This window comes from Haloferax chudinovii (assembly GCF_042663345.1).
Classification (GTDB): domain Archaea; phylum Halobacteriota; class Halobacteria; order Halobacteriales; family Haloferacaceae; genus Haloferax; species Haloferax chudinovii.
This window is the reverse complement of the sequence record NZ_JBHTAB010000007.1, coordinates 61,209-76,866: the sequence shown is the minus strand read 5'-3', so window position 1 is coordinate 76,866 and position 15,658 is coordinate 61,209. Positions and strand designations below refer to the sequence as shown.

Annotated in this window: 15 protein-coding genes; 2 read left to right on the top strand and 13 right to left on the bottom strand. The window is 66.0% G+C overall.

Going from position 1 to position 15,658, the window contains the following annotated elements:
• Window position 1: 1 nt before the first annotated feature.
• From ACFQI8_RS13175 to ACFQI8_RS13115, 13 genes are all read right to left on the bottom strand, one after another.
• Window positions 2-1,216, bottom strand: a complete 1,215-nt coding sequence (locus tag ACFQI8_RS13175) for an argininosuccinate synthase (RefSeq protein WP_390245485.1) — start codon at window positions 1,214-1,216, stop codon at window positions 2-4.
• Between the two features lie 372 nt (window positions 1,217-1,588).
• Window positions 1,589-2,803: a cation:proton antiporter gene (locus ACFQI8_RS13170; protein ID WP_390245483.1), complete on the bottom strand. Its 1,215-nt coding sequence runs from the start codon at window positions 2,801-2,803 to the stop codon at window positions 1,589-1,591.
• A complete protein-coding gene (locus tag ACFQI8_RS13165; protein WP_390245481.1) occupies window positions 2,803-3,288 on the bottom strand; it encodes a cation:proton antiporter regulatory subunit in 486 nt (161 codons plus the stop codon). Before ACFQI8_RS13165 ends, ACFQI8_RS13170 begins: the two co-directional genes overlap by 1 nt.
• A gap of 43 nt (window positions 3,289-3,331) precedes the next feature.
• Window positions 3,332-3,934, bottom strand: a complete 603-nt coding sequence (locus ACFQI8_RS13160) for a dolichol kinase (RefSeq protein WP_390245479.1) — start codon at window positions 3,932-3,934, stop codon at window positions 3,332-3,334.
• A 6-nt stretch (window positions 3,935-3,940) separates the two neighbouring features.
• On the bottom strand, window positions 3,941-5,725 hold the full coding sequence (gene glyS / locus ACFQI8_RS13155; RefSeq protein ID WP_390245477.1) for a glycine--tRNA ligase: 1,785 nt from the start codon (window positions 5,723-5,725) through the stop codon (window positions 3,941-3,943).
• Window positions 5,718-6,572 (bottom strand): CBS domain-containing protein, encoded by an 855-nt coding sequence (locus tag ACFQI8_RS13150; protein ID WP_390245475.1) that lies wholly within the window; start codon window positions 6,570-6,572, stop codon window positions 5,718-5,720. The genes glyS and ACFQI8_RS13150 overlap by 8 nt, the downstream gene beginning before the upstream one ends.
• A gap of 132 nt (window positions 6,573-6,704) precedes the next feature.
• A complete protein-coding gene (locus tag ACFQI8_RS13145; RefSeq protein ID WP_390245473.1) occupies window positions 6,705-7,295 on the bottom strand; it encodes a DUF7529 family protein in 591 nt (196 codons plus the stop codon).
• A 60-nt stretch (window positions 7,296-7,355) separates the two neighbouring features.
• Complete coding sequence (locus ACFQI8_RS13140; RefSeq protein WP_390245471.1) at window positions 7,356-7,811, bottom strand: DUF7555 family protein; 456 nt, start codon at window positions 7,809-7,811, stop codon at window positions 7,356-7,358.
• A 2-nt stretch (window positions 7,812-7,813) separates the two neighbouring features.
• Window positions 7,814-9,148, bottom strand: coding sequence for an ABC transporter ATP-binding protein (locus ACFQI8_RS13135; RefSeq protein ID WP_390245468.1), 1,335 nt, complete (start codon window positions 9,146-9,148; stop codon window positions 7,814-7,816).
• Window positions 9,145-10,224, bottom strand: coding sequence for an ABC transporter ATP-binding protein (locus ACFQI8_RS13130; RefSeq protein WP_390245466.1), 1,080 nt, complete (start codon window positions 10,222-10,224; stop codon window positions 9,145-9,147). The genes ACFQI8_RS13135 and ACFQI8_RS13130 overlap by 4 nt, the downstream gene beginning before the upstream one ends.
• Window positions 10,221-11,660, bottom strand: a complete 1,440-nt coding sequence (locus ACFQI8_RS13125) for an ABC transporter permease (protein ID WP_390245464.1) — start codon at window positions 11,658-11,660, stop codon at window positions 10,221-10,223. Before ACFQI8_RS13125 ends, ACFQI8_RS13130 begins: the two co-directional genes overlap by 4 nt.
• Window positions 11,661-11,666: 6 nt before the next feature.
• Window positions 11,667-12,716, bottom strand: coding sequence for an ABC transporter permease (locus tag ACFQI8_RS13120; protein WP_390245462.1), 1,050 nt, complete (start codon window positions 12,714-12,716; stop codon window positions 11,667-11,669).
• A gap of 211 nt (window positions 12,717-12,927) precedes the next feature.
• The gene (locus ACFQI8_RS13115; RefSeq protein WP_390245460.1) at window positions 12,928-14,763 is read right to left on the bottom strand and encodes an ABC transporter substrate-binding protein; all 1,836 of its coding nucleotides are present in this window, start codon (window positions 14,761-14,763) and stop codon (window positions 12,928-12,930) included.
• Window positions 14,764-14,996: 233 nt separating this feature from the next.
• On the opposite strand from ACFQI8_RS13115, the gene ACFQI8_RS13110 reads away from it, so the two are divergent.
• Window positions 14,997-15,164, top strand: coding sequence for a DUF7556 family protein (locus ACFQI8_RS13110; RefSeq protein WP_390245458.1), 168 nt, complete (start codon window positions 14,997-14,999; stop codon window positions 15,162-15,164).
• Window positions 15,165-15,238: 74 nt separating this feature from the next.
• Window positions 15,239-15,658: a PPC domain-containing DNA-binding protein gene (locus tag ACFQI8_RS13105; RefSeq protein WP_004968803.1), complete on the top strand. Its 420-nt coding sequence runs from the start codon at window positions 15,239-15,241 to the stop codon at window positions 15,656-15,658.

Here is a 15,658-nt window from a genome sequence, read left to right as displayed (position 1 = left end):
CTCAGTCGCTACCGCCGTCGGCGGCGAGTTCGGGCTTCTGCTTTTCGACGCTCTGGTTGGCGAGACGCGCCTGGAAGCCGTGGTACTTGGCGACGCCCGTCGCGTCGGCCTGCTCGATGCCGTCGACCGTCTCCGTGTTGAAGGAGGCGGCCGACTCGGAGTAGGCGGCGTACTCGGACTCGCGGCCGACCGGGCGGGCCTGTCCGCCCTCGAACTTGATGGTCACGGTGCCCGTGACGCGCTGTTGGGTCTTCTCGACGAAGGCGTTCAGCGCGCCCACGAGCGGGGCGTCGATGAGGCCCTCGTAGGCCTTCTGGGACCACTCGTTGTCCACGGTGGCCTTGAAGTCGCGTTCCTCCTTCGTGAGGACGAGCCCTTCGAGCGCCTCGTGGGCGTTCAGGAGCGTCGTCGCGGCCGGGTGCTCGTAGTTCTCGCGCACCTTGAGGCCGAGCATGCGGTCTTCCATCATGTCCGTGCGGCCGACGCCGTGCTTGCCGGCCTTCTCGTTGAGAAGCGAGATGAGTTCGAGGGGTTCGAGCTCCTCGTCGTCGACGGCGACCGGGTAGCCGTCTTCGAACGTGATTTCGATGAGCTCCGTCTCGTCCGAGGGCTGGTCGGTCCACTCGTAGATGTCCTCCGGCGGGACGTAGCCGGGATCTTCGAGGTTGCCGCCCTCGATGGACCGGCTCCAGAGGTTCGTGTCGATGGACCAGACGCCCTCGTTGCCGCCCTGCACCGGGAGGTCCTTCTCGGCGGCGTACTCGATTTCCCACTCGCGGGTCATGCCCATCTCGCGGACGGGCGCGATGACTTCGAGGTCGGAGGCGCGCCAGACCGCCTCGAAGCGGAGCTGGTCGTTACCCTTGCCCGTACAGCCGTGGGCGATGCCGTCACAGCCCTGCTCTTCGGCGAGTTCGAGGATGGCTTTGGCGATGACCGGGCGCGCGAGCGCGGTGCCGAGCGGATAGCCCTGATAGTCCGCGTTGGCGCAGACCGAGTCGAGACAGAGCTGTGCGAACTCCTGTTTCGCGTCGACGACGTGGTGCTCCAGTCCGAGGGCCTCGGCCGTCTCGTAGGCCTCCTCGAACTCCTCTTCGGGCTGGCCGACGTCGACGGTGACGCCGACGACCTCGTCGTATCCGTACTCCTCTTCGAGAATCGGGACGCAGACTGTCGTGTCGAGTCCGCCCGAGAACGCGAGTGCGACTTTCTTCATGTACTCGTCTGTGGCGGGGACATACAGATAAGTTCTTTGCATTCTATCTGTGAAATTAAGTGGTAGAGATGCCTATAGGCACGAAAATGGAAGATTAGCGATTTCGACGTGTCCCGAAGGAGATGATGATTGTGGCCCTAAAGGGCCCGTCGTCGGGGTCGGACAGCCGCGGCTCGCAGCGGGGCAAAAGTGGCGAGAGTGCCGCGAGTCGCCATTATTGTGAGACGATACGATATCGTCCCTATTAAACGCTTCCGGCGACGCAAACGTTTCCTCAGTCGAGCAACTCCCCTGCGAGTTCGACCAGCAGTTCGTTGTAGCACCCGCAACGTGACGGCTCCTCGGGTGAGTGTTGCGTCCCGCGGGAGCGACTCAGGCGCTCTCCGTCGAGGCTTCGCCGTCCGCCGCGCCGCCGCGGAAGACGAGTCGCTCCACGAGGTCCGACCGTTGCATCAACACCGTTCCGAGCGCGCTCATCACGAAGACGTAGCCGACCGCGAACGCCGGGATGATTTCGCGCATCACCGGCGTCGTGCCCGCGGCGGCCAGCGCCGCGATGACGAGCGAGAACTCGCCTCGGGGGACCATGCCGACGCCGACCCGGAGCGACCGGTGCGCCGAGAGGTCGTACGCGCGGCCGCCGAGGTAGCCCGAGACGACCTTCGACGGCGTCGACACGACGACCGCGACGACGAGCGGGACGGCGGCCGCCGCCAACAGCGTCGGGTCGGTTCCGAGCCCGATCCAGAAGAAGAACACCGCGGCGAACACGTCGCGGACCGAGACGAGCAGGTGTTCGAGTCGCTCTCGGTGGCCGCTCGTCGAAAAGCCCATGCCGACGAAGAACGCCGCGACGGCCTCGCTCACCCCGAGCGCGAGCGCCGCGCCCGAGATGGGGACGACGACCGCGAGCGCCCGCAGGACGAACGCCTCTTGGTTCTCCACGTCGAGGAGGCGGGCGAACAACGCCGTCCCGTACTGGACGGCCACGAACAGCAGACCGAGGAAGCCGAAGGCGATGGCGAGCGACCGGCCGATGGCCGCGACGCCGCCGTCGCCGCCGAGCACGAGCGAGGTGACGACCGCGAGGTAGACCGCGATAGCGAGGTCCTCGAAGACGAGCGTGCCCAAAATCGGCTCCGACTCGGGGTCGGCAATCCACCCGAGGTCGATGAGCGTCTTCGTCACGATGGCCGACGACGAGATGTAGACGATGCCGCCGAGCAGGAGCGCCTCGACCGGCGACCACCCGAGGACGAGGCCGATAGCGATACCGATGGGGAGGTTCACCGCGAGGTCGATGACGCCCGCGCGGCCGATTTTCGCCCCGGACGCCCGGAGTCGGTCGAGGCTGAACTCCAAGCCGAGGAAAAACAGGAGGAGGACGATACCGAACTCCGCCAGAATCGTCACGACCTCGCCGTTCGGGACGTACGGGAGGCCGAACCGCCCGGCGACGTGCGGCCCGGCGACGACGCCGCCGACGACGTAGAGGGGAATCACCGACAGGCCGAGGCGGAGCGCGACCGCTCCGACGACCGCGAGGACGGCGAACAGATAGCCGAACTCGAGTAGCGCCGCCGCCATCAGGTCCCTTTGACGAGCGCCGTGAACTCGCGGCAGGCCGCCCGGGGGCCGATGACGACGAGCGTGTCGCCGGCTTCGACCATCGCGTCGCCGCCGGGCGAGGTGACGAGCTCGTCGCCGCGCTCGATGGCGATGACGGACGCGCCGGTCGCCTGCCGGAGGTCAGACTCGCCGAGCGTCTTGCCCGCGAGGGCTGAGTCCCCCCCGACTTCGACCCACTCGATGAGCGTGTTGTCGCCCAGAAGCGTCTCGATGGTCTCCGTCTGGACCGGCTGGAAGTACGCGCCTTCGAGGAGCGTCCCCACCTGCCGGGCGAGCTTGTCGGAGAGTTCGAACAGCTTCTCCGAGTCGCTGTCGGCGCTCGCGCGCCGGAACACCTCCCGTTTGCCGGTGTTGTGCGTCACGATGACGAGCCGGGAGCCGTCGCCGAGGTCAACCTCGTGTTTCTTCCCGACGCCCGGAAGGTCGCTCTCGTAGACAGTCATGTCTCGACGATTGGCGAGCGGACGAAATAAAGCCGCCTTCCGGTCAGGCGACCAGCCAGAGCGTCCCCGCGATGGCGGTACAGGCGACCGGCGGAATCGAGAGGTTGTCGTCGATGACGTAGCCGACGACGACCGGTTTCGCGCCATCGGCCAGCGTCGCGCCGGCGGCCCCGGCGGCCGCGGCGAGCCCGCCGGCGACGACTCCCGAGACGGGAATCACGAACGGCGCGGCGAGGGCGAAACAGACCGCGAACATCGCCGCGAGCGTCCGCGCCGACTTCAGCTCGCCCACCGGCGCGGAGCCGAGAAGCCCGCTTATCGGGTCGCCGATGGTGAGCATGAGCATCCCCGGCACCGCGACGTGGGGGCCGTACACCAGCGCGACGGCCGTCTGGCTGTAGACGTACAGCGCGTAGCCGGCGACGTTGTCCTGTTCGTACTCGCGGGTGAGCTCGTCGTAGACGACCCATTCGAGGCCGCCGAACAGCCGGAGCAGTTCGAGGACGCTGACGACCGCCGCGAGGACGACGAACAGATACCCGAGGGTACGCCACTCGACCAGCCCGAGGAGGTACAAAAGCGGCATCCCCGAGCCGCTCGCGTGGACCAGTCGCCGCTTCACCTCGGCGGTGCTCGGTCGCCCCACGGCGGGTTACGCCTCGACGACCTCGTTGTCGTCGAGCACGTCGTCGAACGAGGCGGTGCCGGCGCGCAGGCCGACGAGCGTTCCGACGAGGTCGTCGACGGACAGTCGAACCTGCTTGCCGCTGTCGCGCTCGCGGATGGTGACGGTGTCCGCGCCGTCGCCTTCGAGGCCGTCGCGGTCGATGGTGATGCAGAACGGCGTGCCGACCTCGTCCTGCCGGCGGTAGCGCCGACCGATGCTACCGGAGTCGTCGTAGACGACCGCGAAGCCGGCCGCGCGGAGTTCGGCGGCCACGTCGTCTGCGAGGTCGACCAGCTCGTCGACGTTGCTCACGAGCGGGAAGACGCCGACGTTCGTCGGCGCGACCGCCGGCGAAAGCGAGAGGTAGCTCCGCGCCTCGCCGTCGACCTCGTCGGTCTCGTACGCGTGCGCGAGAAGCGTATACACCGTGCGGTCGATACCGAACGAGGGCTCGACCACGTGCGGCGTGATGTGCTCGCCCGCCTCGGTCTGCGTCTCGACCGAGAAGTTGGCCACGTCGGCGTCGACGGTGATTTGCTCGCCGTCGACGTCGAGGTTCACCTCGTCGGCGTCGAAGGCGTCGGGGTCGCGCTCGGCGAGCGTCTCAAGCGCCTCGGCCACGTCGGCGGCCTGCGCGCCGAACTCGGGGCCGAGCGTCGCCATGTCGGGGTCGACGACGGCGCGCTCGACCGTCTTCGGCTCGTCGTACTGCTGGAAGACGGTGAAGTCGTCGTCGCCGTACTCGCCGTGCTTCGAGAGGTCGTAGTCGCTCCGGTAGGAGAAGCCCGCAATCTCTATCCAGTCGCCGTCGACCTCGCTTTCGGCGTCCCAGCAGTCCGAGGAGTAGTGGGCGCGCTCGCCCGCGAGGTGCTGGCGGAAGCGGAAGCGGTCCATGTCGACGCCGACCGTCTCGTACCACTCTTGGGCGATGCCGAGGAAGTAGCCGAGCCACGCGTTGCCGATGATGCCGTCCTCGACGGCCTCGCCGATAGTCGTCTCGACGTAGTCGCCGTCGTCGGCCTCCTGTTCGGTCGCGGGGTACAGAAGCACCGACACGTCCTCGACCGCGGAGAGGTCGGCCTCGTCGCGCTCGGGGTCGATAAAGTGCTCCAGTTCGGCCTGCGTGAACTCGCGGGTGCGGACGATGCTCTTCCGCGGCGAAATCTCGTTGCGGTAGGCGCGGCCGACCTGCGTCACACCGAACGGGAGGCTGTTGCGCGCGTACTCCTTGATGCGCGGGAACTCCACGAAGATGCCCTGCGCCGTCTCGGGCCGGAGGTAGCCCGGCGTCGACGAGCCGGGGCCGATGTTCGTCTCGAACATGAGGTTGAAGTCCTCGACCGACCGGCCGGCGAGGTCCGCGCCGCAGGTCGGACAGACGAGGCCGAGGTCGGCGATTTTCTCGGCCGCCTCCTCGGGCGACAGCGTCTCGGCGTCCTCCAGTTCGGAGTTGTCCTCGATGAGGTGGTCAGCGCGGTGGGACTCGCCGCACTCGGCGCACTCGACGAGCATGTCGTCGAAGCCGTCGAGGTGACCCGACGCCTCGAAGACGGGTTCGGGCATGATGGTCGGCGCTTCGATTTCGAGGTTGCCCTCCTGGACGGCGAAGCGCTCGCGCCACGCCTCCTCGACGTTGGACTTCAGCGCCGCGCCCTGCGGGCCGTAGGTGTAGAACCCGCCGACACCGCCGTAGGCCTCCGAGGAACCGAAAAAGAACCCGCGGCGCTTGGCGAGTTCGGTGAGCGCGGCGGACTCGTCGCCCTCACTCATACAGCGCCTCCAGCAGATTGATGTCGCGGACGACGCCGATGAGCTCGTCGCCGGAGACGAGCGGAATCTGCTCGATGTCCTCGCGAATCATCGTCTGGGCGGCGTCCTTGGCGGTGACGCGCGTCGCGACGCTCACGAGGTCGTCGGTCATGAACTTCGAGACCGGCTCGGCCGGAATCTCGACGTTCCGGGTCGGGATGTAGCGGTTGCCGACCGCCTTGATGCCCTCCCACATCCACTCGTCGTCCTGATTGGCGACGGAGTCGCCGGTGCCGGCCTCGCCTTCGACGACGCGGGCGACCTCGATGATGTCGACTTCGGTCACGATGCCGGCCAGCGAGGCCTCGTCGTCGAGGACGACCGCGTAGGGGACGTTCGCGTAGAATATCTCGCGTTCGACGATGTGCAGGGGAACGTCGACGTACGTCGTGTTCACGTCGCGGGCGGCGACGTCACCGACCTCGGTCTCGCCGTCGATGTCGCCGCGAGCGATGGCCCGGACCACGTCGGTGACGGTGAGGATGCCCTCGATGGCGTCGCCGTCGACGACGGGGATTCGGCGCGCGCCCTCAGCGACCATCGTCGCGGCCACGGCTTCGAGGTCGTCGGCGGCGCTCGCGGTCGGCACCTCGCGGACGAGCACCGCCAGCTGGTCCTCGTCGGGGTGTTCGATGAGGTCCTCCCGAGAGATGAGCCCCCGGTACTTCGTCCCCTCGTCGGTCTCTTTCACCACAGGAACAGAAGAGAACCCACGCTCTTGGAGGTATTCCAGAACGTCGTCGCGGGTGCCCGGCAGGGACACCGTCACGACCTCCTCACCGCGGGTCATCGCGTCGGCTACTTTCATACACCCGCTTTCTTCCCCCCGCCTAATGTACTCTGCGAACGCTTTCGCCTCGCTGACAGGCGTCCACCGCGGCTCGCGGGGGCCGGAGGACAGGCGATGCGCGCGCGGCGCAAAAGTAGACCGGCTCTCGGTTCAGTTCCCGTCGTTCGACCCGGCGTCGGTCGCGTCGTCGTCGCCGTTCGGCGCGTCCCGCCGAATCGCGTCGAGGTTGGGGAAGAACTTCTCTGGGTCGTCGTGTTCGACGACGCCAACGACGGTGCCGTCGAGCTTCTGCAGGTAGCTGTACATCCGTCCCTCCTCGACGGCGACGGTCGCACACTCCAGCGCCTCCCGGAGGTCCCACGCGCCCGCGATGAAGACCGCGGTCTCGGTCTCCGGCGAGAACAGCGCCGTCACGATGTAGACGCGGCCGTCGTTCTCCGCGCGGTACACCTCGTACTCGGGGAACGAGGTCGCCTCGAACAGCTCGGCGACCGTGTCGGCCTTGTCGCCGGGGATGACGTACGCGAGGCCGAACGCACCCTCGTCGCCCTTCCCGCTGGAGGGACCGAACGGGCCGCTATCGCCCGCGGCGATGCGGACTGTCGTCCACCCCTCGTCCTCGAAGTCGTCGGCCATCGCGGCCATGTCGTCGAGCGTCGCGCCCCACGCCTCGCGGCGACGGTCCGCCTCACCGGCGATGCGTTCGACCTCGGGCGTCTCGTCGTCTCCGAGTTCGGCCATACCCGTTCTGGACGACGTATATGGTAAAAGGCATCGAAGGTCGCGGGCGGCCCCGACCGGTCAGTAGTTGATCTCGAAGACGACCTCCATCGCGTAGGAGGCCGCGAGGATACAGACCGACGCGAGAAGCAGTTTCACCCCGCTCGACGGCCGCTCGTCGCTGGTCGCCGGTCGCAGTCGCGGCGGCAGTACCGCGTCGAGGGCGTCCCCGACGAGCTTCTCGACGCCGACGGGTTCGTCGCTCCCCGAGAACAGGCCGCCGTCGGTGCCGCCGGTGCCGCTGTTGCCGCCGTTTCCGTCCCCGCGTTTCCACGCCGCCTTCGGGCGAACCTTCAGCGACGAGTAGCCGAACATAGCGAACCCGAGAAAGAACATGAGCCACTTCGCGCCGGGCAGTCCGTTGCCGGCGAGCGTGCTCACGAGGGCGCTCACGACGAACACCACGCCGGTGAGCGAGACGGCGTAGACCACGGCGTCGATGGTCTTGACGCCGACGCGGCGTGGGTCGAACTCCATGGCTATCGGACGAGCGTCTCGAAGACGGTCGCCGGCTCCTCGTACTCGGCGTCGTGGCGGTGACAGAGGCTCAGCCGCCCCCGGTCGCCGACCGCGAGCTGTTCGGGCCGCTCGTGGTCACAGACGCTTCCGAACTCCTCGCGGAGGTAGGTCCGCGCGGCGTCCTCGTCGTCGTTTTCGGCGTAGTCGGCGGCCTCGCGGACGTGGGTCATCACGTCCGACGGCACGTCGAGGTCGCCGAACAGTTCGGGGATGATTTCGTCCATCCCGGCGCGGTGGCTCTCCCGGCCGAGTAGTTTCCGGACGCGATCGCTCAGCGAGGGGTCCGCGCGCGAGCGCTCCCGAAGCACCTCGCGGAAGATTTCGATGCGCTCCCAGACGTCGGGGTCTATGTCCCTGTACGCCGCCGGACGAATCTTCACCGGACAGCGGGTCGAGAACGGACAGCCCGCCGGCGGGTCCCGCGGGCTCGGCGGCGTCCCGCGAAGGGTGATGCGGTCGCGCTCGACCGTCGGGTCCGGCTCCGGAATCGACGACAACAGCGCGTGGGTGTACGGATTCGCCGGCTCGTCGAACAGCTCGTCGGCCGGGCCGATTTCCATCATGTTGCCGAGGTACATCACGGCGACGCGGTCGCAGATGTGGCGGACGACCGCGAGGTCGTGGGCGATAAACAGGTACGTCAGTCCGAACTCGCTTTGCAGGTCTTCGAGCAGGTTGAGAATCTTCGCCTGCACGGACACGTCGAGCGCCGACACCGGCTCGTCGAGGATGATGAACTCCGGTTCGAGCGCGAGCGCGCGGGCGATGCCGATGCGCTGGCGCTGGCCGCCGGAGAACTGGTGGGGGTAGCGGTAGTAGTGCTGTTCCTGCAGTCCGACGGTTTCGAGCAGTTCGCGGACGCGCTCGCGGCGCTCCGACGGCGTCTTCCAGTCGTGGACGTCGAGCGGCTCGCGGACGATTTCGCCGACGGTCATCCGCTCGTTGAGGCTCGAATCGGGGTCCTGGAACACCATCTGTACGTCCTTGCGGAACTGCTTGAGGTCGGAGCCGGACAGCGTGGTGATGTCCGTGCCGTTGAGTTTGACCTCGCCCGCGGTGGCCTCTTCGAGGCGCATCAGCGTGCGGCCGAGCGTGGACTTCCCACAGCCCGACTCGCCGACGAGCCCGAGCGTCTCGCCGCGTTGGATGTCGAACGAGACGCCGTCGACCGCCTTCACGGGGTTGCTCCCGAGGAGGCCGCCGTCCTCGTAGTAGGTCTTGAGGTCGTTGACCTCGAGAATGGTCTCTCCGCGCGCCGTCGTGGTTCGCTCTTCTTCCGTGGATGTCGTACTCATCGCGTGTCACCTCCGCGCTGTCCGCCCTCTCGGTGGACGGCGACCGCCTCCTCCGTGGGGAGGTCTTCGGGGTACAGCAGACACGACACGTGGTGCTGACCCGCGTCGTCGCCGACCTCGACGGGCTCCGGGTGGACCGTGTCGCACTCGGCGAACGCCTTCGGACACCGGGGGGCGAACCGGCAGTAGGTCGGGTCCTCGTTCGGCGTCGGCACGTCGCCTTCGATGGTCGCGAGGCGCTCGTTCTCGTCGAGTCCCTGTCCGGGGATGGAGTTGAGAAGCCCCTGCGTGTAGGGGTGTTTCGGCGATTCGAACAGTTCGACGACGGGTGCGCTCTCGATGATTTCGCCCGCGTACATCACGTTGACGCGGTCGGCGATTTCGGCGATGACGCCCATGTCGTGGGTGATGAACATGATGCCGAGGTCGCGCTCTTCTTGAAGCTCTTCGAGGAGCTCCAGAATCTGCGCCTGGATGGTCACGTCGAGCGCGGTGGTCGGCTCGTCGCAGATGAGCAGTTCGGGGTCGCACGCGAGCGCCATCGCGATGACGGCGCGCTGGCGCATCCCGCCGGAGAACTGGTGGGGGTACTCGCGGACGCGACGGTGGGCGTCAGGAATCCCGACCGCTTCGAGCAGTTCGATTGCCTCTTTCGTCGCTTTCGACCCGCTCAGCCCGCGGTGGAGGCGAAGCGCCTCCTTGATTTGGTTGCCGACGGTGTAAACGGGGTTCAGGCTCGTCAGCGGGTCCTGGAACACCATGGCGATACTGCCGCCGCGGATGGAGCGCATCTGCTTCGGCGACTTGTCGAGGAGGTCCTCGCCGTCGTACATGATGCGGCCGTTCTCGATGCGGCCGGGGTTCTCGACCAGTCGCATGATAGAGCGGGCCGTGACGGACTTGCCGGAGCCGGACTCGCCGACGATGCCCACGGTCTCGCCGCGGAAGATGTCGAACGAGATGCCGTCGACCGCGCGGATGACCTCCTTGTCGGTGTAGAACGACGTTCGGAGGTTCTCGACGGAGAGCAGGGGCTCGCCCTTGGTGCGGGCGGAGCGCGCCTGTTCGGTGCTCATGCGCCACCTCCCGTGGCGGCGGCTTCGTCACCGGTGTCCGCCTGCGGGTCGATGGCGTCGCGGATGCCGTCGCCGAAGGCGTTCAGCCCGGTCACGACCAGCGTGATGAGGAGGCCGGGGACCAGCGAGATGTGCCACGAGGGGCTGGCGACGTACTGCTGGCCGTTGGCGATGAGCCGGCCCCATTCGGGGGTCGGCGCGGTGATGCCGAGGCCGAGATACGAGAGCCCGGCGACGCTGATGATGATACCACCGAGACTGAGCGAGGCGTAGATGAGCATGTAGCTGAACACGTAGGGGGCCATGTGCTTGCGCATGACCTGCGTCGGCGTCTGTCCGAACGACTTCGCGGCGTCGATCCAGTCCTCCTCGGACACCTGGAGCGCTGGGCCACGTATCGACCGCCAGATGAACGGCCAGTAGACGATACTGAAGATGAGGATGATGAGCACCGCGCCGTCGTACAACTCCCTGACCCAGGTGTTCTGGAAGATGACGAGCATCAAGATGAGGACCATGATGACCGGCAACGCCTGTATCGAGTCGGAGACCAACACCGTCGCCAAGTCCGCCAGTCCCTTGTAGTACGCCGTTATCATGGCCAAGCCGAGCCCGATGAGGCCGGCGATACCCATGGCGACGGTGGCGATGGTCAGGGATATCCTCGCCCCGAACACCACCTGTGTGAACAAGTCCTTCCCGTTTGTCGCCGTGCCGAACGGATGGAACCTGCCGTAGTCGTCGTACGTCAGCGGGGCGACGTTCTCGTCACCCGCGCCCTGCGACCCCGAGCCGAGGTTGGCCTCGCCGACGAGCACTGTCTCGGTGCTCTGGGTGTCTTCGCTCCAGTGGGTGACCTCGTAGTCGTACGGCTGGAGGATGTTCCGCTCCATCGTGGTCGGGCCGAGCGCGGGCGCGAATACCGCCATGACCACAAACGTGATGACGATAATGAGCCCGAACTTGCCCCAGGCGTGGCCCCGGAAGCGGTTGACCACGTCGTCCCGCGGCGTCCAGTCGACGCGGCGGTAGTGGCGGCGGAACCGGTTGTAGCCGTTCCACGCCCACGCCAGCACCGCGAAGGCGTACGCGTAGACGAAGGCGACGCGGATGGCCCACGCGACCGCGGGCGAGAGCCCGAGGAACGTGTTCTCGTAGCCGGTTCCGTTCCAGTAGCCCTGGTTCGGAATCACGTCGCGGGAGATGAGCGTCGGAATCGCGTCGAACGCCGCCTGAAGCGACTGGACGGCGGACGCGCCGGGGTCGCCGGGAAGGAGGTTGACGACCACGCCGGCGACGGCGCCGACGACTTGGAGGATAGCGCCCAGCTCGACGCCGATAAGGACGGCACCGACGGCGGCCCAAATCAGCGCTGGCTGGGGGTTCTCAGCGACTCGTTGTCGGAGCGGAATCTCGGTTTCGGTTGTCGTGCTCACTGTGATTCACCCGTCGTACCCGACGCGCGGGTCGATAATCGTGTACAGGAAGTCCTGCAGGATGTTCGTGCCGACCAGGATGAGGATGAAGATGAACATCAGCGTCCCGATGAGCGGCAGGTCCCCGTTGATGGCGGCGTTGAAGAACAGCCACCCGAGGCCGTTGATGGCGAAGACCGTCTCGACGAACACCGACCCGCCGAGAAGCAGGAACGCCTCGCCCGTGATGATGGGCACGAGCGGGATGAGCGCGTTCCGGAAGATGTGCTTCCAGACGAGCGAGCGCCCGGAGACGCCCTTCGCGCGGGCGGTCTCGACGTAGTTCGAGTTGATGGTTTCGAGGACGGCGGTGCGGCCGATGCGCATCTCGTTGCCCATCGACGCCGACCCGAGGACGAGCGCCGCGGGAGCGATCTGCTTCGTCGCCCGGATGAACGACTCGGTCCACCCGCCGGGGTCGGCAAGGAACTGCTCGACCGGCGACTGGAAGAAGCCGAGCGCCGGCGGCGTCACGACGTTCGTCCTGACGATCCACGTCTGCCACGTGAACAGGCCGTTCGTCCACGTCCCGAGCTGTGAGAGGGCCGTGACGAGCATGATTGCCAGCCAGAAGTTCGGCATCGCGCGCCAGACGATTCCGCCGAAGGAGGCGACGTAGTCGGAGGGCGTGTTCGGGTTCAGACCGGCGTAGAAGCCGAGCGGAATCCCGACGAACAGCGCGATGACAACCGACCAGAAGCCGAGCCAAATCGTCCGGGGCGCGTAGATTTCGATGAGTTCGTACGCGGTCGTCCCGGGCGCGATGACCCACGACTGGCCGAGTTGGAAGGTGAACAGCTCGTACATGAAGTCGAGGTACTGACTCCAAAGCGGCTGGTTCAATCCGAGGTTCGTTCGAATCTGTTCTGCCGCCTGCGGGTTGTATTGCGTCCCCAGAATCGCCGACACGGGGTCGAGCGGCCCCAGGCGGATGAGGGCAAACGTAATCGTCGTCCCGAAGATGACGACAGGAATCGACATCAGTACCCTGCGGAGGAAGTACTGCCATCGACTCATGGCATCACCTCGCAGACCGTTCGAGCGGACATTATTGTAAGGGTTTACTGAGTGGTATGGTTATGTCTTGCGCTTTGAATCCCCAATATTGCAGTTTCAGCAACTATATCGCCAGATTATGCCACATAGTAGCGACTAACTATACGCTTGTCAAAAATTTCTGGGAGTTCGATTTAGACGGGGTGTGAGTGCGTTCCCGTGTTCCCCGGCGTTATCGGTTGAGGGTCACGTTGTTGAGCTTCTGGCGGCTCGGACCCATACCACCGAACGGCTCGATTTCGACGGTGTCGTACCAGAACGTCTCCTCCTTCTGGTTGTAGACCGGCAGCATCGCAACGTCTTCCCAGTTGGCCGTCTCGATGTCGACGTAGGCCTCGTCGCGGACCTGCTGGGCCTCGTCGGTCGGCGCCGGGTTGTTGACGACCTGCTGGTAGGCGTCGGTCGCCTGCTGGTAGGCGTCGCCGTTCTCGGCCGTCCAGTTGACGTACGAGATGGGGCCCTGCTCGGACGTGTCCGTCTGCGGCGGGTTCAGCAGCTGCAGGAAGTTGTCCGGGGCCGGCCAGTCGGCGATCCAGCCGAGGGTGTACGCTTCGAGCTGACCGTTGCGGCCGCGTTCGAGGAGCGTCGAGAAGTCGGCCTTCTGAATCTGCATGTTGATGTGGGCGGACGCGAGCTGGTCGCGGAGGATGCTCGCCATCTCCTCCCACGTGTTGGAGTTGTACTGGGTCCACTGGACCTCGAACTGGTTGTCCGGCCCGTAGCCGGCTTCCTCCATGACCTGGCGGGCGGCCTCGATGTCCGTCTCACCCGCGCTGTACGGGTAGTCGGAGCTGACGAGGTCGCTTGCGGCCTGCGCGCCACCGGGGAAGATAGTCGGCGGCGTGAACAGTTCCGCCGCGGAGCCGCGGCCCTTGAACACCTCCGAAACTATCTGGTCTTGGTTCAGGACGTAGGCGAAGGCTTGGCGGACCGGCTTCGGGACCTTCTCCATGTTGAAGCCGACGTAGTAGATGGACAGGGTCGGGACGCCGACGTAGTTGAGCGTCTTCCCGTTGCGGACGGGACCGTACTTACCGACTTCACGACCGTACTCGTCGGTTGACTCCACCTGAACGAGTCCGGGGTCGTACTGCGCGGTGGGCAGTCCGAAGTAGTCCGCGTTCTCGTTCATGGCGTAGTTGTAGCGGGCCGTGTCGTCCTCGATGACCTGCCAGCGGACGTTGTCGACCTGCGCGACCTGTCCGTAGTAGTCGTCGTACTTGGAGACGGCCGCGGCGGTACCCTGCTCCCAGAACGCGAACTCGAACGGACCCGCGCCGATGGGGTTGTTCGACGCGAACTCGGTGTACTCCATTTCGCCGTCGTAGCCTTCGATGTCGCCGAGGACGCCCTCGGGGAGGGCGGCAAAGGAGGTGTAGGCGAACATCTCGAGGGTGTCGTGGAACGGCTCGGAGAGGTTGACGACGAGTTCGGTCTCGCTCTCGCCGACCTCGAGGCCGAGCGAACCGGGAACGTAGTTTCCTTCGTCGTCCGTCTCGTGCTCCACGCCGACGGAGTCGAGGATGAAGTAGGCGCGGCGGCTGTTCGAGGAGACCGCGAGGCGCTCCCACGCGTAGATGAAGTCGGACGCGGTGACCGTCTCGCCGTTGTGGTAGGTCGCGTCAGCGAGCTGGAACGTGTAGGTCGTGAAGTCGTCGGAGACCGTGTAGTCCGCGGCGAGCTCGTTTTCGACCGTCGGCAGGGCGTTCTGATAAGACATCAAGCAGTCGAAGACCTGCTGGATGAGGATGCCCGACGACGTGTCAGTCGCGGCGACGGGGTCCATCGTCGTGATGGTCCCATCGAGGATACGGTTGAACACCGAACCGGACAGCTCCGTGCCCGTGTCCTCTTCGGTCGTCGTCTCGGTGGTGGTCTCCTCGCCACCGGATTCGGTCGTCGTTTCTTCACCGTTACCGCCGGTACACCCGGCGAGGGCGGCGGCCGTGGCGGCCCCGCCTGTTGCCTTCAGAAAACGGCGACGCGAGAGTTTGTTAGTGTCTGGCATTCAGAACGAAATTTTCGCGGCGCGTGGATAAACTTACCGTATTCGATTTGTTTGATATAGTGTAGCGTGGAAAGACGTAGTTCCATACCCAAGCGGCGAAAACTGCCACGAGACTCCCTACAAAACTCGTTTTACATTTTAAACCGCTTTCGAGGCGACAGAACCAGTCAACGGGGCGCTTCTCGCCCCGTCGTTTCGGTCCACTTATATAGGGTTGTCACAATGTATCATACATGACGCCGGATGCGACGGCTTCCGTCGACGACTCGGGCGCCGAGATCATGGCCTCGGTGGATCGCTCTCAGACGGGCCAGCGTCTTATTATCGCGGACATCTCCCGCGATGACGCGTGGCTCGCTTCTGACGTAGCCGACGCGCTCGCGCTCGACGAGTGGCGATAATCGATCCGGCACCGTTCGCCTCCCCGGCGACCAGACCATTCACATTTTAGTCCGACTCGCTCGTGGTACGCTACATGAACGCTCGAGCGGTGACGGTGAGCGAGGAGTACCTCGCCCGTCTCGAACACGGCGCGGACTGGCGCGAGGAGATCGAGGAGTTCTGCGCGCGCAAGGGCATCGAGTCCGCGTGGTTCAACGCCATGGGTGCCGTCCAGGACGCCGAACTCTGGTTCTACGACCAGACGGACCAGGAGTACCAGTCCGTGACGTTCGACGAGCCGCTCGAAGTCGCCGCCTGCGTGGGCAACGTCGCGCTCCTCGACGGCGAACCCTTCGCACACACGCACGCGATTCTCTCCCGACGGAGCGGACAGGCGCTCGCGGGGCACCTCGACTCGGCGACCGTCTTCGCGGGCGAACTGAACCTCCGCGCCTTCGAGGAACCGCTCGAACGCGACCACGACGCGGTGACCGACCTCGACCTCTGGCTGTAA